Raw genomic sequence first — 25539 nt, forward strand, 5'->3', positions numbered from 1 at the left:
AATCTATAAAATCTTTCGATCTGGTCAAGGATGAGATTCATGAAACGATTAGTTTTAGAAAAGCATATGAAGAAACCGAACAAGATGGAAAATCTATTATAGATCAATTAAAATCTTTAAAAGAAGTAGGTGAAGAAAATTTCTTCAATACATGGTCCGTACGTTTTGAAGATGAAAAGATCATTTCTAGGAGTGGGATCAGAAATTCTTCTTTTCTTCATAACGCTTTTAACATGTCTATTTCTAATAAAGGAAATCCAAGTTATTGCATGATAAGGGATCGAAATCACGACCTAATAATCATTAAGTTAATAGGTATTATCCACGTGCAACCGAACGATAGAGAAATACAATTGATTTCTTCGGAAATTCTTAAAAATCTCAACTCCATAGTTATGGAATCCCTTTTTTCTCATCTTTTCAGTCGAGCAAAGATTAGCTAAAAATCGATTTTAAAATCCAGAAACCTTATATTTTTTATTTATTTCGATCAGCGCATGATAAATAACTCCTAAAACAATTATTAGAACATCAATAAAAAAAATTACAAGCTTGTGAACTCGTTCTTTGTTTTAGTTTTAAATGGTCCCTAGTTTCGTTTTCATAAAAATTGATTCAATCGGATTATTTTCAGGATCGTTATCAAACAAATTAAAAGAAATGAAAAAATTAATCGAAAAAATCATTTACCTATCAAGATGGTTATTGTTTCCTGTATATATGGGGTTATCTTTTGGATTTATTCTTTTAACTCTGAAGTTTTTTCAAAAAGTTCTTTATACTATTCCAGAATTATTCAAGATTGATGAATCTGGTCTGATACTAACAGTCCTTTCTTTAATCGATATCGCTTTGGTTGGCGGATTATTGGTGATGGTTATGTTTTCTAGCTATGAAAATTTTATTTTAAAGATGACGGTAGATGATAAACATCAAAAATTAAGTTGGATGGGAAAGATGGATGTCAATTCTATCAAAAACAAAGTTGCATCTTCCATCGTTGCGATTTCTTCAGTACATTTGTTGCGTCTTTTTATGGAGGCTGAAAAAGTAGCAGATGATAAGATCATGTGGAGCGTAATCGTGCATTTAACCTTTGTTCTGTCCGCATTTGGAATGTCATATATTGATCGTATGAGCAAGAATAATAATCTATCAAAGATGGATATATCAAAATAAATCATTTATCTTACGAATAAGATATCATTTATTGTAATATGGAGCTATTTTCCAATGCAGAAATTGGAAAAAATATCATTTAAAATTTTTTGTGAAGAATATTTTTTACCGTTAAATATCTGATTTAAGTATCTGTTCGCTGACTTCACTTCTTCCGCTACCATTTCTACAGATTGATAACAGCTAAGATTGTTCGCTCTTTTTAAATGTTTCAAAGCCTTCTTCGCGAAACAATAGTACCTATACTTGACGTTTAAAGCACTTTCCACATGATTTTTACGTTGTATAGTTCGTTTAAGATGCTTTTTTAAAATGTTCAATCCATCTTCTGTTCGTACTGATAAAAATATGACATTACATCCTTCTATTATCGTAACTTTCGATAATAATCTGTCAACGTCTATTTTATTCCTTATAATGGTATAAGACTGATGGGATTTGAGATTTTTTTTAAGAAAAGATAGAATGTAGTTTTTTTTAGAAAAAAATCCTTCACAGATATTATCTGTAACATATAAAATATGATCTGATTTTTTTACCTCATTCAAAGCTCTCTTTATTCCAATCCTTTCTATATCATCGTTTGATTTTCTAATTCCTGCAGTATCGGAGATTTGTATTAAAATTCCGTTTATATACATGTTTTCTTTAATAACATCTCTCGTTGTACCTCGGATAGAAGTAACGATAGATGTTTCCTTTCCTGACAACAAATTCATCAAACTTGATTTCCCAGAGTTCGGCTTTCCTATGATTGCAACTTTGATCGAATCGGAAATACATATATTTTTGTGAGCTTTATTAAATATCGATTCTAATTTTGAGATAATATTCTGAATTCTTTTATATATTAAATGTACAGGAGAAGATATGTTTTCTTCTGGAAAATTAATTTCAATCTCAATCATGGATTCAACTTCTTCAACCATCCTTTTTATAGAACGCAATTCCATAGAATATTTTGAATCTTTACCAATATGTTCAATGGATCTTCTGATAGATTCTTTATTACTTGCGTTGATTAGTTCACAAATAGATTCTGCTTGAACTAAATCTACTTTGTTATTTAAGAAAGCCCTCTTTGTGAATTCCCCAGGATAGGCCATTCTTATCTCACAAGTTCGTAAAATATTCTCTAACAATATATCTAGAACGAATTGTCCACCATGAGCATGTAGCTCAACAATATTTTCTCCAGTAAAAGAATTTGGTTTTGCGAAATATATGGCTATTCCGTAATCTAATATTTGATCGCATGATCCATAAAATGGTAAATAGGTTGCATATCTAGGCTTTAATCTTTTTTTTAATATCTTTTCGCATATCTGATCCGATTTTTCACCGGAAATTCTAAGTATTCCAATCCCTCCTATTCCAGGAGGTGTAGATTGAGCAATGATTGTATCATCTAAACTTTCTTGTATCATATGAAATTTTATTTTATAGATAAAATTATGGAGATCAAAAAACTAATTTTTGTTAGATTTTTTCAATCCTCTTTTCCTTAAAACCCGATAGATAGCCTTTTGTTGAATAATTGTAACTAAGTTGCTAATAAAATAATATAAAACCAATCCAGAAGGAAACCATAAGAAAAATACCGTAAAGAATATTGGGATGTAGTCAATTATCTTTTCGTGAGCTGAATCCGGTTTTGTTGTATTAGGAGACATTTTTTGAATAAGATACATGGTAACTCCCATCAAAAATGGAAGAAAATAGTAGGGATCTCTGGAAGATAAATCTTGTATCCAATATATAAAAGGAGCTTGACGTAATTCTACTGCACCTATCAACATATAGTACAGTGCAAGGAATATTGGCATCTGTATTACTACTGGAAGACAACCTCCTAATGGATTAACTCTTTCTTTCCTATACAATTCTATAACTTCTTGACTCATCTTATTCTTGTCTTTTCCTGAACGTTTTCTGATCTCTTCTAATTTAGGTTGTAAGAATCTGATCTTGGCCATAGAAACATATTGTGCCTTTGTCAAGGGATACATCATTCCTCTAACAATGAAAGTAATAATGATGATAGAAAAACCCCAATTATTAACAAATCGATGAATAAATTGTAATAACTGAAACAACGGTTTAGAGATGAACCACAACCATCCATAATCAACTGTAAGATCAAGATGATCAGCTACTCTTGACATTTCCGTCTGTAATTCCGGACCAATCCATATCTTAGAAATATATTGAAATCTTTCATTTCTCTTTACTGTAATCTGGGGGGTCTTATAACCAATAATTGCAGCATTTCCATTAAAATTAATTGAATATAAAGAATTTCTGTATTCTTTATTTAATATCCATGCGCTTGCAAAATACTGTTGTAACATGGCTATCCATCCAGATTTTGTATAAATTTCCAATTCATTTTTTATAAGATCACTAAATGTACATTTTTTATACTTCGTTTGATCAGTGGAATAAGCTGCTCCACGATAGGAATGGATAGAGAAACCATGATTTTCTGAATTATCCTCATTAGACTCTTGTATGCTTTGTTTCAATTGTCCGAATATAGAAATTCTAACATCTTTTTTACTATCATTAATGATTTGATATTTCACAGTGATATCATATTGATCATCCTTAAATACATAAATTTTTTTGTATTTTACTTTATTTTTTCCTAAAAAAAACAATGGAACTTCTATATATTTTTCTTTATCCCGAGCTATAAAGTGATCTTCTTTAGCGTAATAAGTTGGTCTAATGCCATGATCATAATTCATATTATCCGGACCATCCTTTCCGATAAATCCGCTTTGTATTTGATATATAAAATCTTCTTTTGTTTTTATCATTGTAAATGGTTGATCGGAATTTAATTTCTTTTTATATTTTATTAAGTCAACTCTATATATGTCTCCCCCTTTTTTATCAATAAACAATTCAAATACTTTGGTCCTTACTTTTACAAAAGATTTATCATCTTCTTCTTGAAGATGACGATTAATTCTTCGATCTAAAGGAATATCATTTGTTTTTTCTGTCTCTATCGAAGATTTCTCTTGAATTTTATCATTTTTCCATATTTGCCATATCAAAGAAGAAACGAACAAAAAAGCGATGAGTAATAAGTTTCTATGAGGATACATGGATGAAATTCTCTATTAGGATCAGTACCAATACTTGTTCATATTTTTTTTACAGAAATATAGAGGATTACAAGTCAGTATTCTTTTAGCTGAACAGTAGATCCCCTTTGTAAGGCCTAACCTTCTGATCATTCTAATGGAATATTCGGAGCAACAAATTTTAAATCTACAATTCTTTCCAAGAAATGGACTAACCGTTTTTTGGTATATTTTTATCAAAAAAATTATCATTTTCGAAAAATATGATATCTTTCCCATAGACGATTTAACATGGCATTGATTTTAATATTTTTCAGATTTTTCAGATCTTTTTTTACTAAAATAACAAAATCCATCTTTTTAAAATAAATGTAATTGATTCTAAAATATTCTCTAAATAATCTTTTTATTTTATTTCGTGCAAAAGATTTCTTAATATTTTTTTTTGAAACCATCAGACCTAACCTTGGATACTTCAAAGAATTTTTTTTCACCAACATAGTGATACCATGCAAAAAAATTTTTTCTGGATCTCTGAAAATTCTATCGAAATCTCTCTTCTTTGATAATCTCAAACATTTGGGGAACTTCATTTCCAGTATTTTTCCGAAGATACAGTGATCTTGACCCTTTTTTTAGCTCTCCGACGAGATATGATAATTCTACCATTCTTTGTCGACATTCTATTACGAAACCCATGAGTACGGCGTCTTTTTAGTACAGATGGTTGAAAAGTTCTTTTCATGAATTTTATGTTTAAAATAAAAAGGTCTGCGAATTGATCGAAAAAATTTAAAAAATTCTAATAGTACCGAACATAACATAATCCTAATCGAATTTTATCATGTGTCAGAATTTAATCAAATCATAAAATAGTAATTTGTCAATATAAAATTGAATCATCTTCTTAAAATTTGAAAAACTATAAATAATACGATGCTTCTACTTTAATGGATTCACGAAAATTATTCATATTCAACGAAAATTAAAATGAAAGAATTAAATCGCTAATTCATAAATAAAATCGTAAAATTCCTTAAAGTTTTAAAATTGCTTAAATTGTAAGATTACGGTTCTACAATGTAAAAATTCATCATACATTGTAATTTAAGATTTAGTATATATGAAAGATTTCATGTTATCTTTTTGAAATGTACTATATTCAGTCATTTAAGTTTTTTAATCTCGAAAAATCTTACAAAGATTTATTATTTTATATTCCTATTTTACTGACAGAATAAAATACTAAAAGTTAATCAAAATACAGCTAGTTCTCATTAGAAAATATCCGTTATCGTGTTATTTTTTAACTCTTTTTTATCAAATACCATGTTTTTATAAAATAAAGTTATCAGACCAAAACTATTCATTTTATTTTTAAGTACAACATATCAGTAAAATAGTTCCAAGTTACTTAATAATTTACTTATGTTATATTAGATTAATCTGAATTGATTTTTATGATCTTAAAGGGTCTAAAATTTTTTAAAAATAATGATTTTTTATCATTTTAGAATCGAATACATTAAGTATATACTACAAAAATATTAGGTCAGAATAATCAAATAAAATATGAAATTTGTTGTTCAAAAAGAAGTATTGATCAAATCTTTAAAAAAAGTATATAGGGCAACTAGTAATAAGATTGCTAATTTTTCTTTTGATAAAATCTTTTTACATGTTCAAAACAGTTTCCTTAATTTAACTTATTTGGATTCTGAGGTTACAATAGTGACAAAAGTTAAGCTAGTATATTCTGATCAAGACGGATCTATAGTTGTATCTATACGAAAATTTTATGAAATTTGTTCGAACGCTCAAAACGGATCTGAAATTTGTTTTGTATTTGACGAAAAAAAGTTAACAATACTATATGAAAGAAGTAAATTCTCAATTTTAATATTTCGTGAATCTGGGTTTCCGAAATTAATTAATTGGACATCGCAGGTAGATTTTAGAATTTCTCAAATAGAATTAAGGAAATTGATTCTATCAACAAAAGTTTCAATAGGTTCTCATGATACACGATATTACTTAAATGGAATTCTTTTACAAAATAACGAAAATTATATTAGAGCTGTTTCCACTGATGGTCATAGACTATCTGTAAGTCAGACATACGTAAAATTCAGTAACTATGAAAAATTTTCTATTATTCTATCAAAAAGAGGTGTGGTCGAATGTCTTAGGCTATTGGAAAATAGTGACAACCTGTTGAGAGTATCTATTGGAAAAAAGGATTTTAAAATGAATATGGATGATTTTTCTTTTTGTGTTAAGTTAGTCAACGGAAATTTTCCAAATTATCAAGATATTTTTCTAAAAACTGACAAAAAGGTAGTTGTTTTAGACCGAATTCAATTTAAGAACATGTGTCAAAGGGCTATGATCTTATTGAACGATAAAAATCAAAGCGCATGTTTTGTTTTTGAAAGTCATTTAGCGAAAATTACAACAAAAAATTTTAATCATGGAGAATATGAAGAAACTATTAAAGTTCAATATCAAGATTCTATAATTAAAATTTGTTTGAATGTTAAGTATGTTCTCGATGTTCTAAATATCATTCAATGTGAAAGGATAAAGATAGAAATGATAGATTCTATTTCATACGTCAGAATACAAGGAATGTCGAATCAATTATCTTTCTATGTTATCATGCCGGTAAGGATATGAAATTTAGTATTTTTAGTTCCATAAAAAATTATAAATTAGAAAATAAAAAATCAAATTACAGAAAGTTATGTGATCTATCAACAACAGAAAAAAAGATCAAAAAATTTTTCAAAAAAATAATCGTTTTAACAAATGTGAAACGTGCAATTTTTATTTCGATTTCCTAAAAAGACTCGAATAGAAACCATATCTGATAGATATTTTTTAATTGTTTAATTTGAAACATTTTAAAATAGATGCATGGTAAAAGATGATTTAAAAGTAACTTAAATAGAAATTGTATGAAATTAGTAAAGCTGGTAAAAAATAGTCGTTTCAGTGTAGTAACTTATCGTAAAATTCTTAAAATAAGAGATCGCGAATGAAAATGGATATTTATGATTCTTCAAGTATAAAGATTCTAAAGGGTTTAGAAGCTGTCAGAAAACGTCCAGGAATGTATATTGGTGACACGGATGATGGAACTGGTTTGCATCATATGGTTTTTGAAGTAATTTATAATTCTGTTGACGAAGCATTAGAAGGATATTGCAATAGAATTGTTTTAACGATATATACAGATAACTCGATTTCTGTGCTAGACAATGGTAGAGGGATACCGACAGATCTTCATCAAGAAGGAGTGTCTGCAGCAGAGGTAATTATGACTTTTTTACATGCAGGCGGTAAGTTTGATAATCAGACCTATAAGGTTTCTGGAGGATTACACGGTGTTGGGGTGTCTGTCGTAAATGCATTATCTTCAAAGTTAAAACTAGTCATTTCTAGAGATGGAAAAAAATATCAGCAAGATTATGAGTTCGGCAAACCGACCTGTCCACTGAGAGAGATAGATTCTACCATAGATAGAGGAACATTTATTCATTTTTGGCCAGATTTAAAGATCTTTAAAAATGTTCAAGAATTCAAATATCACATTTTATTAAATCGAATGCAAGAAATATCTTTTCTTAATTCTAATATCACAATTTTCTTGAACGACCTAAGAAGTGACATTAAAGTATGTTTAAGAAATAAAGGAGGAATTAAATCGTTCATCAAACATCTGAACCTTAAGAAACTTCCGATAAATTCGAAAATTTTTTATTTTTCAGAAAAGAAGAAGGAAAGCTTTGTAGAAGTTGCAATACAATGGAACGATAGTTTTCAAGAAAATGTTTTATGTTATACAAACAATATTCCTCAGAGAGAGGGTGGATCACATCTGATAGGATTCAGAAGTGCGATCACTAAAACTATAAAGAAATATATTCAGAAATATTCTAAAAGGAATAAAACTAAAATAATTGGTGAAGATACGAGAGAAGGATTGACAGGAATTATATCCTTAAAAATTCAAAATCCGAAATTTTCATCTCAAACGAAAGATAAATTAGTAACTTCATCGGTTAAAAGTATAGTTGAAAACCTAGTTAGCAAGAGATTTGAAGAATATTTGTTAGAAAATCCGAACGACGCAAAATCTATTTTAGAAAAAATTCTACATTGTGCTAGAGCAAGGGAAGCAGCTAAAAAAGCCAGAGAAATCACTCGAAGAAAAGGATCGATAACTCTTTCTAGTCTCCCGGGAAAACTTGCAGATTGTAGAGAAAAAAATCCAGAGAATTCAGAATTATATCTTGTTGAGGGAGATTCAGCTGGAGGCTCAGCAAAACAAGGAAGAAACAGAAAAAATCAAGCTATACTTCCATTAAAGGGAAAAATTTTAAATGTCGAGAAATCTCAATTGAATCGAGTCCTCACTTCTCAAGAGGTAGTCTCTCTAACAACAGCTTTAGGTTGTGGAATCGGAGAGAAAGAACATAACCCAGATAAACTACGATATCATCACATTATAATCATGACCGATGCAGATGTGGACGGTTCTCATATACGTACTTTATTATTAACTTTCTTTTATCGACAAATGCCAGAAATAGTTAGGAGAGGTCATGTATATATCGCTCAACCTCCTCTATATAAAGTCAAAAAAGGTAAGATAGAAAAATATTTGCAGGATGAATTAGCAATGAATAAATATTTGATCTCAGTTCTTACAGAAGACACGATATTATATATAGGTTCTTCTCCATCTGAGCTTTTTTTTAAAGGAAAAAATCTTAAAAAGATTATCATTCAATATCAATATATAAAAAGTATTATTGATAAAAATGAAAAAAGATATCCAAAAGTTTTTTTAGAAAGCTTGGTATATCAAAATATTCTAAATAAGGATCATCTTTCAGATAAAGATGACTTACAGGAATGGGCTAAGTCTTTGATAAGATCTTTAAAAGAAAATAGAACAGTAGGAGAAAAATATGATTTTTATATTGAACATTCTCAAAAACGTCCATACTTTGATCTATTTGTTTTTATTGAACGATATGGAAAGAAGGAAAGTTGTTTGATCAATCATGAGTTCATTGAAAGTTATGAATACCAATCCATTTCTAAGAATAGCTTGTTTTTTTATAAATTTAGGAATAAAGCTATCTATATCAAGAAGGGCAGAGATGACTATAAGTTTTCCTCTTTTGAGGAGGCGTTAGTGTGGTTATATAAAACATCTCTTAAAAAACTAGTTGTTCAAAGATATAAAGGTTTAGGTGAAATGAATCCCAAACAATTGTGGGAAACTACGATGGATCCAAAAACTCGTAAACTCATACAAGTAAAAATAGAGAATTCAAACGAAGCGAACCGATTATTTTCAATATTGATGGGCAACGAAGTGGATAAAAGGAGGAAGTTTATAGAGGATAATGCGATCGAAGTTAAAAACATTGATATATAAGTTTGTTCATAAGTGATCCAATAATATTTTTAGCATTCTTCTTAAAGGTTCTGCAGATCCCCAGAGCAATTGGTCTCCTACCGAAAACAAAGATAAATATTTTTCTCCAATTTTAGTCTTACGTATTCTTCCGACATTAATATCCAAAGTTCCCATAACGTTCGTTTGACTTAACTGTTTTAAAGTTCTTTTCTTTTTGTTAGTAATGATATTTATCCATTTATTGTTCTTTTTTAAGATTTTTTCTATTTCTTCTATAGGAACATTTTTCTTCAATTTAACTATAAAAGATTGACTATGACATCTAATTGAACTAACCCTAACACACGTGCTATTGATTGGAATAGCGTTCTTCTCGTTGTATCCTAATATTTTGTTGGTTTCATATTGAATTTTCCACTCTTCCGAAGTTCTTCCATCGCGGATAACATCATCCTTTCCTATCCAAGGAACCGCGTCGAAAAATAAAGGATGTTCAAGATATTTAGAATATTTTCGAATACAAAAAAGAAACTCTTTTTCTGAAGATAAGATTAAATTAGATCGATGATTACAATTTGCATAAAGTATTTCAGACATTTCTTGTATCTGTCTAATAAACCTTGTGATAGCTGTCGAACCTGCTCCAGAAATGGATTGATAGGTGGAAACAGAGATCCATCTGATCAAATCTTCTCGTAATAAACCGGATAAGGACATCAACATCAAGTTGACAACACAATTTCCGCTAGCAAATGTTTTTATTCCATTTTTTACAGATTGATATATTCTTTTTTTATTTATCGGATCTAAGATGATTAAACTATCTTCTAAAGTTCTTATAAAAGAAGAGGAATCTAACCAATATCCTTTCCAATTGATATTTCTCAACTTAAAATATATATTTTTTGTATAATCATCTCCTGCACAACAAATTATAATATCTAAAGTTTTTAAAATGTTTAGATCAAGCGCGTTAAGTATTTTTTTTTCTTTTTGTCCACATATAACAGTAACACTTTTTCCTGCATGGGATACGCTGAAAAGAAGCAAATTTATTTTTTTAACATCTCCTTCTTCATGCATTCTTCTTAATAATACAGATCCGACCATTCCTCTCCATCCGATAAGTCCTACATTATACATATCAATACCGTAAATTGTTCATCGATTCCATCTATATTGTAAATATTCTACGATTTTTTTAGACCCTCTAGAATGACTTGCGAGAAATGATTCTCTAAAAAATACGATACCTTGTATCTCTGATATATCATCACTTAAATCTAATTGTTTGCTAATCTCTGTAATTCCGTAGTTTTCAAACCATTCTGGTTCTTGAGGATTATAAATTCCAGCTTTATATAAAGCTAATCCAACACATAATTTAGTTCTAGAAGTTTTAATAAGATTCGCCCACCACTTTATCAGTATATCATATTTAGCTGTTTTATCAGAACAAGACCAATATATCTGAGGAATCACATAATCTAGTATTCCGGTTTTGATCCATAATTTAACATCTGCATAACAAGAATCATAAGATGAATATAGTGAGTTAGTTTGAGATCCGAAAGGATCATTTCTAACATTCCTCCATATCCCTATTGGACTAACTCCGAATGATACATTCGGTTTAATGGAATGAATCTTTTTATATACATCTTTTATTAAAAGAAATGTATTGTTTCTCCTCCAATTTTCTTTATTGGAAAATTGATTTTTAGAATACTTATGATACGTATCATCATCTTTTAATCTCGATAGAGAATCTTCATAATAGAAGTAATCGTCAAACTGAATTCCATCTACATCATAAAATTTAACGATTTCTTCAACTATATTAACAATCCAACTACGTACTTCAGGCAAACCTGGATCCAATACAAACTGGTTGTGAGAAACTTTCACCCAACTATTATGTTGAATATATACACTTGGTAAATAGGAAAATGCAGTATTTTTCAAAGATAATACTGTGTTAGAATCTATTTTTGTTGAAACTCTATACGGATTTATCCAGGCATGTATCTTTAAATTTCTTTTATGTGCCTCCATGATAATGAACTCTAAAGGATCATAACCAGGATCTTTACCGATCTTTCCAGTTAACACATTTGACCAAGGTAAAATACGCGATCGATACAGTGATGTTCCATCAGGCTTTACTTGAAAAAATATCGTGTTGAATCCGATTTTACTTAATCTATCTAACTTTTCTATCAAACTTTTTTTTTGTAATTTTATCATTTTATCGAAAGAAGTACAAAAAAACACATTTGATGATTGATCAGGCCAATCTAAACCAAAAGCAGTTGTAATCCATATTCCTCTAACATTAGAATAATTGATTTTTGTTCTAGCTGAGATACAAGAAAAAATATCACTCAATATTAATATTGATAAGAAATGAAGGAAAAATTTTTGTAATTTTTTTTTTTATTTTTAAATAAGAATAAATTTTTCATACAACTTATATTCCTTTCATATGAAGATCTATAAATAAAAAATCGACGTTTATGATTTTATTTAACTCATTATGATACAAATCATTCTGATGATTTTACAGAAAGGATGAACCGAATAGAACAATCTGTATTCTTTAAATTGTTTGACCTTTAACAGTAAAAAAATAGAAATTGTAGAAATTTTTGTCAAAGTTAATTAATACTTTTTTGTTAAAAATAGTTTTTATCTAGTTTTGATTGTAACGTATAAAATTTGCATTAAAATTATATTTAGTTTTTAAAATTACATATTAAAGGATACAAGTAAAACATATAAAAGTATATGTTCATATAATAAATGGATGAGAATATAAAATACATACGGTGTTCACGGTTTTTTAACAAAGATCTTTATAGAGATTCAAAAAATTTAATCAAAAATGAAAGAGATAATTACAGGAAGAATATTTATCATATCTGCTCCGAGCGGGACCGGAAAATCCAGTTTGTTACGTGCTTTGATAAAAAAAAAGGGAAGAAATATGAAGCTTTCTATATCTTATACAACTAGAAAAATTCGATCACATGAAAAAGATAAAAAAAATTATTTTTTTATAAACATGAAAAAATTTCAAAATATGATTAATAACAACGATTTTTTAGAATATGCTTCTGTATTCGGAAATTATTATGGAACTTCAAAAAAATTCGTTATAAAAAATATTAGGTTGGGATATGATATTCTTTTAGAAATCGATTGGCAAGGAGCTCAAAGAGTACTTAAAAAAATTCCCTCTTCAAGGAGTATATTTATTTTACCTCCATGCAAAGAAACCCTTCAGAAAAGATTACTCAGCAGAAATCAGGACGATAAAAGTACGATATCACTAAGAATGCAGAATGTTGCACAAGACATTAAAAATGGATTAAAATATCATTACATAGTTATCAACGATAATTTTGAACTTGCTCTTGAAGAAATTCATCATATTATATGCTCAGAACACCTTAGATCAAGAGAACAGATTTTAAAAAATTACAATTTGATTCACGAATTTTTTCTGCAAGATGATGTTCGTGACAAACCTTATTAAAAGATTAATAGAATATCGTTTTAATGAATTTAATATAGATCAGCTAATACCATTATAAATAAAATCATCAACTTTATTATCTGTTGATTCTATTCGATAAGTTACTTTCTTTATTTATTAGTAGTTATTTTTTCAAAGTCTAATTTTTATCAAAGCACATCAAATCAGATCATAATATTCTTCATTAAAACACTATGATTTAATTTTAATTAAATACCTCACATTATATAGACGTTATTTAAAAAAGTAAATGATATCATAAATATCTCAATATTTAAAATATTCGATATTTTAAAGATTGTGATACGTAAAATTTATGAAAATTTTGTAGCTCGTATCTTATCGAGATAGGTAAAATGATGTATACAATTTTTAAAAGTTTTTATTTAGTGTATCATTTTTGATTGAAGAAGATTGATATTTATCAGTTAAGACAAAATGAAAGTTAACGATATTCGATTAGAAGATCTGGGAAATATATCCATAGAAAAAGTTGGACAGATCAACTCTTTTAAAAAGAGTAAATTGAATCGATTTGGAATACATAGTGTTTTAGATCTGATTTTTCATTTTCCAAAAAGTTATAAAGATCGAACTAAACTATCTTTAATTAAAGAAGTTCAAGATAAAGAAGACGCTTTCATAGTTGCCAAAATACTGGAAAAACATGTGATAGAAACGAAAAAACAAATTGAAATACATGTCAGAGATCATTCTGGAAGACTAATAATTAAATTTTTCAACAACTCTTCTTTTATAAGAAAAATTTTTAAAAGAAATACTTACGTTCAGATATATGGAAGAGTATATCTCAGAAAAAACAAAAAATTTATGATCCATCCAGAATATAAAATTTTAAGCTCTTTAAAAGATCTCACTATATCAGATTCTTTAACACCAATTTATCCAAATATTGATGGAATTAGTCAAAATACGATTCATACAATGATCAGAAAGTGCATGGTACTATTCAATCAATGTGTCGTCAAAGAGTTAATTCCAAAACCGTTTAATACAAAATTCATCGGATTTAAAAAAGCGATTAAAATCATTCATCAACCAAATTCTAGAGTTTCTACGATCGATTTGAAAAAATATCAACATCCAGCACAAAAGAGATTGATATTCGAAGAATTGTTGGCATTTCAGTTATCTTTTATGAAGATAAGGAAAAAAAATAATTCATTAAAAGCAATTCCTCTAATCGTTAAAGAATCAACGAAAAGAAAAATTATCCGATCTCTTCCGTATTCTTTAACTGATTCTCAGAAAAACGCCATTAGAGAGATTGAGTTAGATCTTTCAAAAAGCACCCCCATGATGAGATTATTGTGCGGAGATGTTGGAACTGGTAAAACAATAGTTGCTTTATTTTCTTCTCTTTGTGCTATTTCTAATGGAAAACAAGTTGCTTTGATGACACCTACAACAATACTAGCAAAACAACATGCGGATTTCTTCAAAAGAATGTTCCATCCAATCGGTAAAAAAGTAATTCAATTGTCTAAAAGTAATGATAAAAAATATTATTTATCTCAGCTAGATCAAATAAAGAGTGGAGAAGTTTCGATGATCGTTGGAACACACTCTATATTTCAAAAAAAAATTGATTTTTGTTCTTTATCCTTGGTAATAATTGATGAACAACACCGTTTTGGAGTTGATCAAAGATCAAAATTATTAAGAAAAGGAAGAACACAGGATGGAATATATGCACATCAGCTGATTATGACTGCTACTCCTATTCCAAGAACATTATCGATGAAAATTCATGCGAATCTTGATGTATCATTCATTAATGAATATCCTTTTGAAAAAAAAGTTCCAGCAAAAACTGTAATCATTTCCAATCTCAGAAGAGATGAACTGATACAACGCATCAAGAAATATAGCAAGAAAAACAAAACAAAAATTTATTGGATATGTACGATTGTCAATAGTTCAAATAATTTGAACGTAGTTTCTTTAATGGATATCAATCGTAAATTGAAAGTATCTTTTTCAACAATGCAAATTGGTTTAATTCATGGAAAAATGAGCGTAAAAGATAAAAAGAAAATAATTTCTGATTTTCGTAAGAATCGAATACAAATTCTGGTCGCCACAACTATTGTAGAAGTTGGAATAGATATCCCGGATGTTAATATCATAGTTATTGAAAATCCAGAGAGATTAGGATTATCTCAGTTACATCAGCTAAGAGGAAGAATCGGTAGAAATGGTGATCAAGAATCTTTCTGCATACTTTTATATCCCCCACTTATTACGAAGGTAGCACAATCAAGGTTAAGGGTGTTTAAAAATAGTTTTGATGGATTTCAGATCTCTGAAAAAGATCTCTTGATGAGAGGACCTGGAGAAAATTTAGGGGTTAAACAGACAGGATATCCGATATTCAGGATCGCAGACTTAAAAAGAGATTTTCAAGTACTTTATCAAGTAAGAAATCTGGCAGAACGCATCATTTTTTCGCGAGAGGATAATTCAGAACAGATAATGAAAAGATGGATATTCCATAAGACCGATACAAACTCGCAAAAGAATAAATAACTTCGATAATATAACGATTGTCATTTCTTAAAAAATTTAGAAAGGAATTTTTTTAAACTAAGGTGGTATTTTTCAAGATCGTCATTGCGATCGACTTCTATTCTGGAAAAACTAGATCTTATCAATCCAACTTTATGACAAGCCAGTTTAATAGGAATCGGATTGATAAAATACGATAGTTGTACGATTAATTTATGTAATTTATAATGTAACTTCTTTGCTTTTTCGATCTTTTCGGATAAAAGAAAATCGCAGATCGAACGTACTACGTTTGCCGCAATGTTCGCTACCACGGATATTACACCATCTCCTCCATTCAATATGAACTGAAAAAAGTTTAAATCGTTCCCCCCTAGTATGTAAAATCTCCTATTGATCAATTTTTTCATTATTACGATCCTTCTTAAAGAAGGATGAGATTCTTTTATCCCTACGATGTTATCAATTTTTGATAATTTATAGATTGTTGATAATGAAAGGTTATTTTTAGTTCGAGAAGGAACGTTATATAGTACCTGAGGTGAATCGGTTGAGTAAGAAATTTCTTTAAAATGAGCATACAGTTCTTCCTGCGATAAAATTCTGCTAAAAGGTGCATTTACTAGATGACCTGCTATTTGAGATTTTTGAACTAGCTTATTTGTTAAAACCGCTCCTCTAGTTGAATCGGAATTATTTCCTGCGATGATAGGTATTTTATTATCAGCATACTCTACTGCAGAAAAAATAACATCCATATATTCTTTTTGTGTAAGTTTATAGAACTCTCCCGTAGTTCCACATACGACAATAGATTGAGTTTTTTCTTTTATATGATACTCAACTACTTTTTTTAAACTAATCTTATCTATACTTCCATCTTCATTCATAGGAGTAACAATTGCTGCGATACTTCCAGAGAAAATTCTTTTTTGACCTTTTTCTTTAACTTTGTTTGAAGATTGTTTCATATATCATCTAAAAATTTAGTTACCATTGCCGGATGATCTTTAAAAAAAAAGATTAAAACTTTAAGAATTCTTATATTTGTAAAAATTGAACTAAACTGTATTCAAATCGTTTATAAAACGGTTGGTATTTATTATTTACAACAACATATCAATCGACATAATTTTCAATTCTTTGCAAATGGATTCTTCATGATTGATTCTAACAATGAAACTGATAAAATCTATTGCAGTCATACTTGAAGAAAGTGTATAAAATCCAATACGATATGGAAATACTTCCATTTGATATTTTGATAAGAGATCCTAAAATTAAAAAAATTTTTCGAATTAAATTGGTAGATATTACGATGGAGATATTTTATTCGATTGAAAATTTAACTTAATTCATAAACATATTTGAAATATTTTATATGCATGTTACGTCGATATAGTACAAATGGATAATCGAATAGTCATTTATCTTTTATTTAAAATTTAAAAAAACCATAAAAATGATGTCTTCCTGATCTATCTGAATTAGAAGTATATGAAATTATGTGATAACTATAAGAGATAGATTCAGCTATTATCAAAAAGACCTTTTATCTTACATGTTCTCGAAGAAACTAAATTTCAAAATTTTTGGAAATAAGTATTAAAACTTAATAAAATTTAAATGAAAAATATTCATGAATAAAAATCTAATCAAAATGTTCTCTCGCAAATCTGATAAGTAAGAATATATTATTTTACATTCGATCTGATCTCGACGTACAGTACGATCTTATGTTATATGCGTTATGTACGTGATATACGGACCTAATGAAAAACAGTTTAACTAATCTTAACGGACGGTCAGTGATAAAACAATTGGGAGTACAGTTTAATTTCGACCTATAATTTCGTTCTTTCATCCTTGATAAAAGACTACTTTGTTCCAAAAATTTTATCTCCAGCATCTCCCAAACCAGGGATAATGTAGCTATTTTTATTCAATTTTCTATCAATGGAAGCAGTATACAATTCAACATCTGGATGGAAAAGCTTTAGTTTCTCTATACCTTCTGGAGACGAAACAATAACGATAACTTTAATAGACTTGCATCCGTATTTCTTTAGTAATTCGATCGTAGCGAGTATTGATCCACCAGTGGCTAACATCGGATCTAAAACTAATGCCATCCTTTCTTCAATATTCGAAGCTAACTTTTGAAAGTACAAAATTGGTTTCAATGTTATTTGATCACGATATACACCTACTAAACTGATTCTAGCACTTGGGATGTTCTCCAATACTCCATCCATCATTCCTAATCCAGCACGTAATATCGGAACAACAGTAATTTTTTTTCCTTTTATTTTTTTAGTTTTTACCTTTCCTAACCATCCATCGATGATAATTGTTTCTGTTTCTAGATTTGCCGTCGCTTCATATGTCAGAAGGCTTCCTATTTCAGAAGAAAGTTCTCGAAAACTCTTAGTGTTAATATCTCTGTGTCTCATTAATCCAAGTTTATGTTGAACTAATGGATGTTTTACCTCAATGATCTTCATAATTCATTGTTCCTTGTCTTTAAGTGAAAATAAAGTTAGAATGATGGGACTGTTCTGATGATTTTACCGTTTTAGATAATTATAAACATATCGAAGATATGTGTATACGAAATGAGAAAGTGATGTTTTCGTCGTATCTCGATTCTTACTCTATGAAAAAGACCATTTATACATGATTAATCTAATCTTTTTTTTTGATTTTTTAAAATGGTTCAAAACATCATAACAAACAACCAACACCTTAATTTGATAAGGATGTATAACTTTTACCTAATCAAACGAACGTTAGATGTTACTTGATCTTTCAAACTGGTATTAAATCGTCAAGAGTTAATCTATTTTATTTTTTTTAAAATCCGTTTTTATGATTTTTACATTTATTAGCAATTTTAGAACATGCTGTATAAAGTATCCGCGATGATGATCACTTTTTAAGGTTATTACCTGATAAAAAATATTATTTATAAAATATTCCCTGAGATATCTCATACGCCTAATAGTTTTTATAAAGAAAGGATTTCAATCATTTAAACCATATTCATGTTGCATATATCTTTTAGTTTGATAAAAACATTGATTAATGGTAGAAATGAAAAACTAATGAAATTGTATCTTTTCTCTTATTCAATCTCTTACGAATACAAGAGATGATTGATGCTCTTATCAAACAAAACTGTATCATCTGAAACAACAAGATGTTGTTAAATATATCGACGTAATACTAATTTATTAAATTTGATATAACTCTCCATAGCTTTTAATTTTTAGATAGAAAAGAGATTCTCTTCGATACTTACTTTCTATGTATTCTATAGAAGTTTTTAAATAAGTTTAATCTTAATTTTCATTTTTCTAAGGTGTATGCTCCGTAATACATTTCTCTTTACATTTGAAATATTTTCATAAAATTTAATTTAACTTAAACGTTATCATTATCGTATTTAAATTAATCCATAAATTTTTATAAAAATAAAATATTGAATTTTTAGAAATGATATTGTTAAAAATTTTCTTGATTTTATGAAGATGTTAAATTTAAAAAAAAGATTAAATAGATTTGGTGATTAAATTTTTGGATCGATTTTGATCGACTGTAGAATGGTTCTTCTTAGAACAAATTTTTGATGACTCTATGTTCGAGGAATTGTTTTACATTATCGAATTCTTAGGAATGGTGGGCAGGATACAAATGCGAATTTTTTTGAATTTAAGATAGGATAAGTTCCATACATTTAATTGTAGATAGGGATCTGATGTCGTAATAAATTCGACAAATTCTTATTAAATACAAATATCTTTATGAAAGTTGAGATGCTAGATATCAATATAATCTTGTTCTGCTTAAGTATTTTAAGAAAATTAACTTTTCGATCGCTATCGAATCCATTTTTGGAAAGATATTCATATCTTAACAATCTCTAGTAGATGTTCATTTTTTTATGTAAAAATTATCAAGGAATTTAAAAATTAAATAGATTCAATTTCCCATACAACATTAATTATTGAAGATAGAGTTTTGGAAAAAAATAGAGAAAAAGAGAAAAACAGCAAAACCGAATTGAACCATATAGAAAACATTTTTTCTTCAATATGGAGATCCGTCAGAAATAGATGGATTTGGCCTACAATCAATTTATGTACAGCTTTTATTGCTTCTAGAGTCATTGAGATTTTCGAAAGCACTATTTCTCACATTGTTGTTCTGGCAACTCTTATGCCGATAGTTGCTTGTGTAGGAGGGAACACAGGAAATCAGACCACAACGATAATTATTAGAGCTATCGCATTACATCAAGTAAAATTAAGCGATATTTCTTTCCTGTTCTTGAGAGAATTAGGAGTTGCCCTAGTTAACGGAATATTTTGTGGGAGTATTACAGGGGTGATCACTTATTTTCTATATCATAGTATAAAAATAAGTATGATCATGATGCTAGCAATGATCTTGAATTTAATGACAGCTGCCTTGATCGGTGTAGCGATACCTTTAATTATGATAAAAATCGGAAAAGATCCAGCGATCGGATCTAGTGTCATTATCACTGCAATCACTGATACGAGTGGTTTTTTTATATTTCTTTGGTTAGCTACGCTATTTTTGATATAAATGATGTTCTGTTATGAACGTAGTGGAAGACGTGTCCGTTTTATTATGTACATTAAGGATCTAAACACCATATTTTAGACATGTTACAGTTGTTTCTTATCTTACAAATATCTTTTTTATAAAAAATTACGCAAGATAGATAGATGAAAATACCGCGTTCTGAAAAATTAGAGCTTTTATCTCCGATTAGATCAGTGAAGTGCATGCGATATGCTTTTCACTATGGAGCAGATGCTGTTTATGGGGGGATTCCAAGATATAGTTTAAGAGTGCGAAATAATGAATTAAACATCAATAAGTTAGGTCAATGTATACAAGAAGCACATAGATTAAATAAAAGATTTTATGTTGTAGCAAATATAATTCCACATAATAATAAGATAAAGACTTTTATAAAGGATATGGATTCGATTATTAGTTTAGATCCAGATGCATTAATCGTGTCTGATCCAGGGATAATTCTTTTAATTAAAGAAAATTTTCCAAAAGTTAACATACACCTCTCGGTACAAGCTAACACGACAAACTTTTTATCTGTGAAATTTTGGGAAAAGATTGGAATCAAACGCATTATTCTGTCAAGAGAACTATCCATTCACGAAATATTTGAGATTCATAAAAAGAACCCAAAAATAGAACTAGAAGTGTTTATTCATGGATCTCTTTGTATTGCATATTCTGGACGTTGTCTAATTTCTTCATATTTAAATAGAAAAGATTCTAATCAAGGTGTCTGTGATCATTCTTGTAGAAAAGCATATTCTATAAATCAAGAAAAACTTGTATTAGACAATTTTCGTAGTTCTTATGAATTGGAAGAAACGAATTTAGATGAAAATGTAGGACGAACATATTCTAGAAGTCTTTCGATCATCGAAGATAGACACGGATCATACATCATGAACTCTAAAGATCTATGTGGTATTGGAAGCATCAAAGATTTGATCAAATCAGGTGTATCCTCCTTTAAAATAGAAGGAAGATCGAAATCTGTGTTTTATTGTGCGAGAACAGCTCAAATTTATAGAAAAGCGATAGATAATATTTGTTCCGGAAGAGAGGTTGATCAGTTATTAATTGATAATATAAATAATCTCTCTAATAGAGGGTATACGGAAGGATTTTTTAAAAGAGATTTATCGCATATGTTTCACCAGAATTATGAGAGAAGCCATTCTCTTTCTATCACTCAAAAATTTGTAGGAGAGTTCACAGGGAAGCTAGAATATGAGTTCGCCGAAGTATTAGTAAAAAACAGATTTCTCATAGGAGATCATCTTGAGTTGATGAATTCAAAAAAAAATATTCAATTCACTTTGAAAAAAATGTTTAATGAACAAAATAAAATGATTGATTCTACAGATAACAATAAGATTGTGTATATTTCAGTTCCAAAGATAGATTCAATTGACCTAAAGTTTGCTATGCTCATCTTAAATGTACGTAATAAATAAAAACTCTTTCATATCAACATTTGTTTGTACACTTGAAGAAAATCTACTCTATTAGTTATGTGTATAAATATTTAGAGAAGTTAAGGTGTACATTCTTTTCAAATGTGGAATTTTAAATGCTATTGATCCTGATTTTAGCGACTTTCATGAGAAAATCTAACAATTTTCTCGTATCTTTCCAGCTTAAACATGGATCAGTGATCGATTGTCCATATCTCAGAAACTTTTTATTCCTTATGTCTTGAGATCCTTCAACTAAGAAACTTTCAGCCATGATTCCAAAAACACAACTCTTTCTACCTCGTGATTGTTCGAATATTTTTTTTGCTATATCGATTTGTCGATAATATTTTTTTTGACAGTTTCCATGACTTAAATCAATCAATAATTTTCTTGGAAGTTGTGATTTTTTTAACTGATAGTATGCTATATCTATAAATTTTTTTCCATAATTTGGTTTTTTTCCTCCTCTCATCACGATATGACTACATTTGTTTCCAAACGTTCGATAGATTTTTATTTTCCCATTTTGATCTTGAGTTAGGATGACATTTCTCATCCTTGATGATAGAATTGCGTTGATTGCAACATTAATATTCCCATTTGTTCCATTTTTAAAACCTACTGGAAACGGCAACGCAGAAACCATTTGTCTATGTATCGGACTCTCTACAGTTCTTGCACCGATAGAACCCCAACTAACTAAATCTGATATATATCGAAAGATCATCGTATCTAAGAATTCTGTTGCAATTGGAAGTCCTAACTTGTTGATGTTGATCAAAAGCTCTCTAGCGATTTTCAATCCCTTGTTAACCTGATATGAATTATTAATATCAGGATCTAGTATTGATCCTTTCCATCCGGAAATAGTTCTTGGTTTCTCAAAATATGCTCTCATAACTATTTGTAAATAATCTTTATAACGGATGTGCAATTTAGAAAGCATTTTTGCATATTCGAAGACCGCGTAATGATCATGAACTGAACAAGGTCCAATTATCACTAATAATCTTTTATCTTCTCCGGATAATATAGATTCTATTTTTTTTCTAGAATTTATCACATGCTTTATGATATCTTCAGATATAGGAAATTCATTGATTAATTGGTTGGGTGTAATTAGATCATCCAATAATTTAATTTTTAATTCATTTTTTATATACATTCTCATCCCTTTATGACAATAAGCTATTAATCAATATAAATAAACTGATCTCTATACATAGTTCTAATCCATATGTTCAGAATTTAAGTTCATGGTTGTAAATATGTTAAAGATATTGATAACTTCTTTAATTCAAGAATATTATTTCAATTATAAAAATATCTTCTTGATGACACACTAAGAATATATTTAACTATCTCTAATCACAAGATTTCAAATATCTACGTTGAACATCAATCTATCATATCTTTTAAAAGATTCTCCAACTATTTTGTTTTTATTTCATAGAATCTTTGTTGGACTCTGTTATTTACATAGAAATTTCATTCAATGACGCAAACTTTATAGAACAAAACACGATGTAAAGATCATATCATTTCATAAAATCGTGATAATCAGTTATCGAACGTTTTACACAACAGTTCACTATTACTTTATCCTATCGCATGATAAACGTTTAGAAATTTTATCTTTTTAACATCAAATGATTGCTTTATATTTTTATTAGATAATATCGATTATTAATGAAGTATTTTTGATGAAAATAATATACAATAAACAATTGATTCCGATTTTTCATTCAATTATTATAAATTTTGGATTATAGTTAGTATGAGCAATGAATCTCTTAGATTGATCCAGATAGGACATAGTAATAACAAATGGATAATTAACATCACAAAAAATGCATTCAACAAAATAAATCATATCTTAGAAGAAGATCGATCGAAAGATTCGTGGATTTTTTTTAAATTTCTTGAAATCTGGATGTTTAGGATCTTCCTATAATATAAGTAAAATATACAAAAACGATCTTTCTTATCTAGTTTTTAGTAGAGATAATATAAATATTTTCGTTATTCATAAGTTTATCCAATTCATTGATGGGATAAAGATTGACTATATCAAAGAAGGATTAAATAGAAGGTTTACATTTGAACATCCAAAGATTGTTCGATCCTGCAAGTGCGGAGAAAGTTTTGTTTTTATTTAGAAAATATTGAAGATGTATAAAAAAATAAAAAATCTTTCAAAAATAAATAAATCAAGTTTTAAGGAATTATATAAATACGGTTTTTCTACACCAGTTACTTCAGATAAAACTAATATAGGAATCAGCGAAGAAACTATCTATCAGATCTCTGAAAGAAGAAACGAACCAAGATGGATGTTAAATTTTAGATTGCAATCCTATAAAAAGTGGCTAGATATGGAAGAACCTCATTGGTTGAACGGATATTATCCTAGGATTAACTATCAGAACTATATCTATTATTCTTCTCCATTTCTAAAACAAAATAAGATCGATTCAAAAAATTCACAAAAAGATTTTTCTATTAAAGATGTTTCAGTTAATAACGATGGTCATATTGTTAGAAAAGAGGTGGAAAATACTTTTAAGAAACTTGGTGTGCCCATCGAAAAAGATAGCAATGTTGCCGTAGATGCAGTTTTTGATTCAGTCTCAGTTTTTACAACTTATAAAAAAGATTTAGAAAAAATTGGAATCATCTTCTGTTCTTTTAATCAAGCGATTCATCAATATCCAGAATTGGTTAAAAAATATTTAGGAAGTGTCGTTCCAAACGATGATAATTTTTTTGCATCTTTAAACTCCGCGGTAGCTTCCGATGGAACCTTTATATATGTACCAAAATACACCAGATGTCCTATAGAATTATCCACTTACTTCAGGATCAATGAAAAAGATACAGGTCAATTTGAACGCACAATACTGATTGCAGACGAAGGAAGCGAACTGAGTTATCTAGAAGGTTGTTCAGCACCGATCAGAAAAAGATATCAGCTACACGCTGCGGTGGTCGAGGTCGTTGTACATGAAAAGGCTAAAGTAAAATATTCAACTATTCAGAACTGGTTTCCTGGAGAGAAGGATAAACAAAATGGTATCTTAAATTTTGTGACGAAAAGGGCTGCCTGTATTGGAAGTTATTCCAATATGTCTTGGATACAATCTGAGATTGGGTCGGCTATCACTTGGAAATATCCTAGCGTGATTTTAAAAGGAGATAACTCTGTGGGAGAATTTTATTCTATATCCACTACTAATGGAAATCAACAAGCGGATACTGGAACTAAGATGATTCACATTGGAAAAAACACAAGTTCTATAATCATCTCTAAAGGGATTGCGTCTGATGAAAGTATCAACACCTATCGTGGATTAGTAAAAATCTCTAAAAATTCATCTTTTTCTCGAAACTATACTCAATGCGATTCCTTATTGGTCGGCAATGAAAGCAGTTCACACACGCTTCCATCGATTGTTGTTGAAAATAATACATCTCAATTAGCACATGAAGCTACCACGTCTAAAATCAGCGAAGAACAGATATTTTATTTTTTACAAAGAGGAATCAACCGAGAAGATGCTATTTCTATAATTATAAATGGTTTTTGCAGAGATATTTTTTCTAAATTTCCATTAGAATTTTCAGCAGAAGTACAAGATCTCTTGAGAAGAAATTTAAAGAATGGTTGAAATGTGTACACGACGATTAATACGTTCA

Annotated in this window: 19 protein-coding genes and 1 pseudogene; 10 read left to right on the top strand and 10 right to left on the bottom strand. The window is 28.9% G+C overall.

Annotated elements, in window-relative coordinates; all coding sequences use genetic code 11:
• On the top strand, positions 1-443 hold a 443-nt coding region (locus tag AOQ87_RS02620; RefSeq protein WP_185751037.1), incomplete at its 5' end, for a peptidyl-prolyl isomerase family protein.
• A gap of 217 nt (positions 444-660) precedes the next feature.
• Complete coding sequence (locus AOQ87_RS01975) at positions 661-1179, top strand: TIGR00645 family protein (protein ID WP_039719841.1); 519 nt, start codon at positions 661-663, stop codon at positions 1177-1179.
• 44 nt (positions 1180-1223) lie between these two features.
• On the opposite strand, the gene mnmE is transcribed toward AOQ87_RS01975, so the two are convergent.
• The 5 genes from mnmE to rpmH are packed head-to-tail and all read right to left on the bottom strand — an operon-like array spanning position 1224 to position 5019.
• Complete coding sequence (mnmE, locus tag AOQ87_RS01980; protein ID WP_080626614.1) at positions 1224-2606, bottom strand: tRNA uridine-5-carboxymethylaminomethyl(34) synthesis GTPase MnmE; 1383 nt, start codon at positions 2604-2606, stop codon at positions 1224-1226.
• A 42-nt stretch (positions 2607-2648) separates the two neighbouring features.
• Positions 2649-4295: a membrane protein insertase YidC gene (gene yidC / locus AOQ87_RS01985; RefSeq protein WP_080626615.1), complete on the bottom strand. Its 1647-nt coding sequence runs from the start codon at positions 4293-4295 to the stop codon at positions 2649-2651.
• Positions 4296-4316: 21 nt separating this feature from the next.
• Positions 4317-4553 (bottom strand): membrane protein insertion efficiency factor YidD, encoded by a 237-nt coding sequence (yidD, locus tag AOQ87_RS01990; protein ID WP_080626616.1) that lies wholly within the window; start codon positions 4551-4553, stop codon positions 4317-4319.
• On the bottom strand, positions 4523-4867 hold the full coding sequence (rnpA, locus tag AOQ87_RS01995) for a ribonuclease P protein component (RefSeq protein WP_080626617.1): 345 nt from the start codon (positions 4865-4867) through the stop codon (positions 4523-4525). The genes yidD and rnpA overlap by 31 nt, the downstream gene beginning before the upstream one ends.
• Entirely contained in the window at positions 4864-5019 is a 156-nt protein-coding gene (rpmH, locus tag AOQ87_RS02000; protein WP_039719744.1) for a 50S ribosomal protein L34, read from the bottom strand. The genes rnpA and rpmH overlap by 4 nt, the downstream gene beginning before the upstream one ends.
• An 827-nt stretch (positions 5020-5846) precedes the next feature.
• Between rpmH and dnaN the strand changes: the two genes are divergently transcribed.
• Both dnaN and gyrB read left to right on the top strand, forming a co-directional pair.
• Complete coding sequence (gene dnaN, locus AOQ87_RS02005) at positions 5847-6950, top strand: DNA polymerase III subunit beta (RefSeq protein WP_080626618.1); 1104 nt, start codon at positions 5847-5849, stop codon at positions 6948-6950.
• 361 nt (positions 6951-7311) lie between these two features.
• A complete protein-coding gene (gyrB, locus tag AOQ87_RS02010; protein WP_080626619.1) occupies positions 7312-9726 on the top strand; it encodes a DNA topoisomerase (ATP-hydrolyzing) subunit B in 2415 nt (804 codons plus the stop codon).
• A gap of 6 nt (positions 9727-9732) precedes the next feature.
• Here gyrB and asd read toward each other — a convergent pair whose 3' ends face one another.
• Positions 9733-10851 carry an aspartate-semialdehyde dehydrogenase gene (gene asd / locus AOQ87_RS02015; RefSeq protein WP_080626620.1) on the bottom strand — a complete coding sequence of 373 codons (1119 nt, stop codon included), beginning with the start codon at positions 10849-10851 and terminating at the stop codon, positions 9733-9735.
• Positions 10852-10869: 18 nt separating this feature from the next.
• Positions 10870-12096, bottom strand: a complete 1227-nt coding sequence (locus AOQ87_RS02020) for a glycoside hydrolase family 10-like protein (protein ID WP_236858645.1) — start codon at positions 12094-12096, stop codon at positions 10870-10872.
• Between the two features lie 496 nt (positions 12097-12592).
• On the opposite strand from AOQ87_RS02020, the gene gmk reads away from it, so the two are divergent.
• Both gmk and AOQ87_RS02030 read left to right on the top strand, forming a co-directional pair.
• Complete coding sequence (gene gmk, locus AOQ87_RS02025) at positions 12593-13246, top strand: guanylate kinase (RefSeq protein ID WP_080626621.1); 654 nt, start codon at positions 12593-12595, stop codon at positions 13244-13246.
• A 438-nt stretch (positions 13247-13684) separates the two neighbouring features.
• Positions 13685-15796: an ATP-dependent DNA helicase RecG gene (locus tag AOQ87_RS02030; protein ID WP_080626622.1), complete on the top strand. Its 2112-nt coding sequence runs from the start codon at positions 13685-13687 to the stop codon at positions 15794-15796.
• 20 nt (positions 15797-15816) lie between these two features.
• Here AOQ87_RS02030 and dapA read toward each other — a convergent pair whose 3' ends face one another.
• The gene (gene dapA / locus AOQ87_RS02035; protein WP_080626623.1) at positions 15817-16746 is read right to left on the bottom strand and encodes a 4-hydroxy-tetrahydrodipicolinate synthase; all 930 of its coding nucleotides are present in this window, start codon (positions 16744-16746) and stop codon (positions 15817-15819) included.
• A 245-nt stretch (positions 16747-16991) separates the two neighbouring features.
• On the opposite strand from dapA, the gene AOQ87_RS02625 reads away from it, so the two are divergent.
• Complete coding sequence (locus AOQ87_RS02625; protein ID WP_185751038.1) at positions 16992-17129, top strand: hypothetical protein; 138 nt, start codon at positions 16992-16994, stop codon at positions 17127-17129.
• Between the two features lie 523 nt (positions 17130-17652).
• Here AOQ87_RS02625 and upp read toward each other — a convergent pair.
• Positions 17653-18279 carry a uracil phosphoribosyltransferase gene (upp, locus tag AOQ87_RS02040; RefSeq protein WP_039719748.1) on the bottom strand — a complete coding sequence of 209 codons (627 nt, stop codon included), beginning with the start codon at positions 18277-18279 and terminating at the stop codon, positions 17653-17655.
• A gap of 1495 nt (positions 18280-19774) precedes the next feature.
• Here upp and AOQ87_RS02045 point away from each other — a divergent pair.
• Positions 19775-20386, top strand: a pseudogene (locus AOQ87_RS02045) (magnesium transporter); the annotation flags it as partial.
• A 143-nt stretch (positions 20387-20529) separates the two neighbouring features.
• Positions 20530-21840 (top strand): prephenate-dependent tRNA uridine(34) hydroxylase TrhP, encoded by a 1311-nt coding sequence (trhP, locus tag AOQ87_RS02050; protein WP_080626624.1) that lies wholly within the window; start codon positions 20530-20532, stop codon positions 21838-21840.
• Between the two features lie 112 nt (positions 21841-21952).
• Here the strand turns inward: trhP and AOQ87_RS02055 are convergent, their stop codons facing one another.
• Complete coding sequence (locus AOQ87_RS02055) at positions 21953-23008, bottom strand: 3-deoxy-7-phosphoheptulonate synthase (RefSeq protein ID WP_080626702.1); 1056 nt, start codon at positions 23006-23008, stop codon at positions 21953-21955.
• A gap of 1006 nt (positions 23009-24014) precedes the next feature.
• On the opposite strand from AOQ87_RS02055, the gene sufB reads away from it, so the two are divergent.
• The gene (sufB, locus tag AOQ87_RS02065) at positions 24015-25511 is read left to right on the top strand and encodes a Fe-S cluster assembly protein SufB (protein WP_080626626.1); all 1497 of its coding nucleotides are present in this window, start codon (positions 24015-24017) and stop codon (positions 25509-25511) included.
• Positions 25512-25539: the final 28 nt, after the last annotated feature.

This window comes from Candidatus Riesia pediculischaeffi (assembly GCF_002073895.1).
Taxonomy (GTDB): Bacteria; Pseudomonadota; Gammaproteobacteria; order Enterobacterales; family Enterobacteriaceae; genus Riesia; species Riesia pediculischaeffi.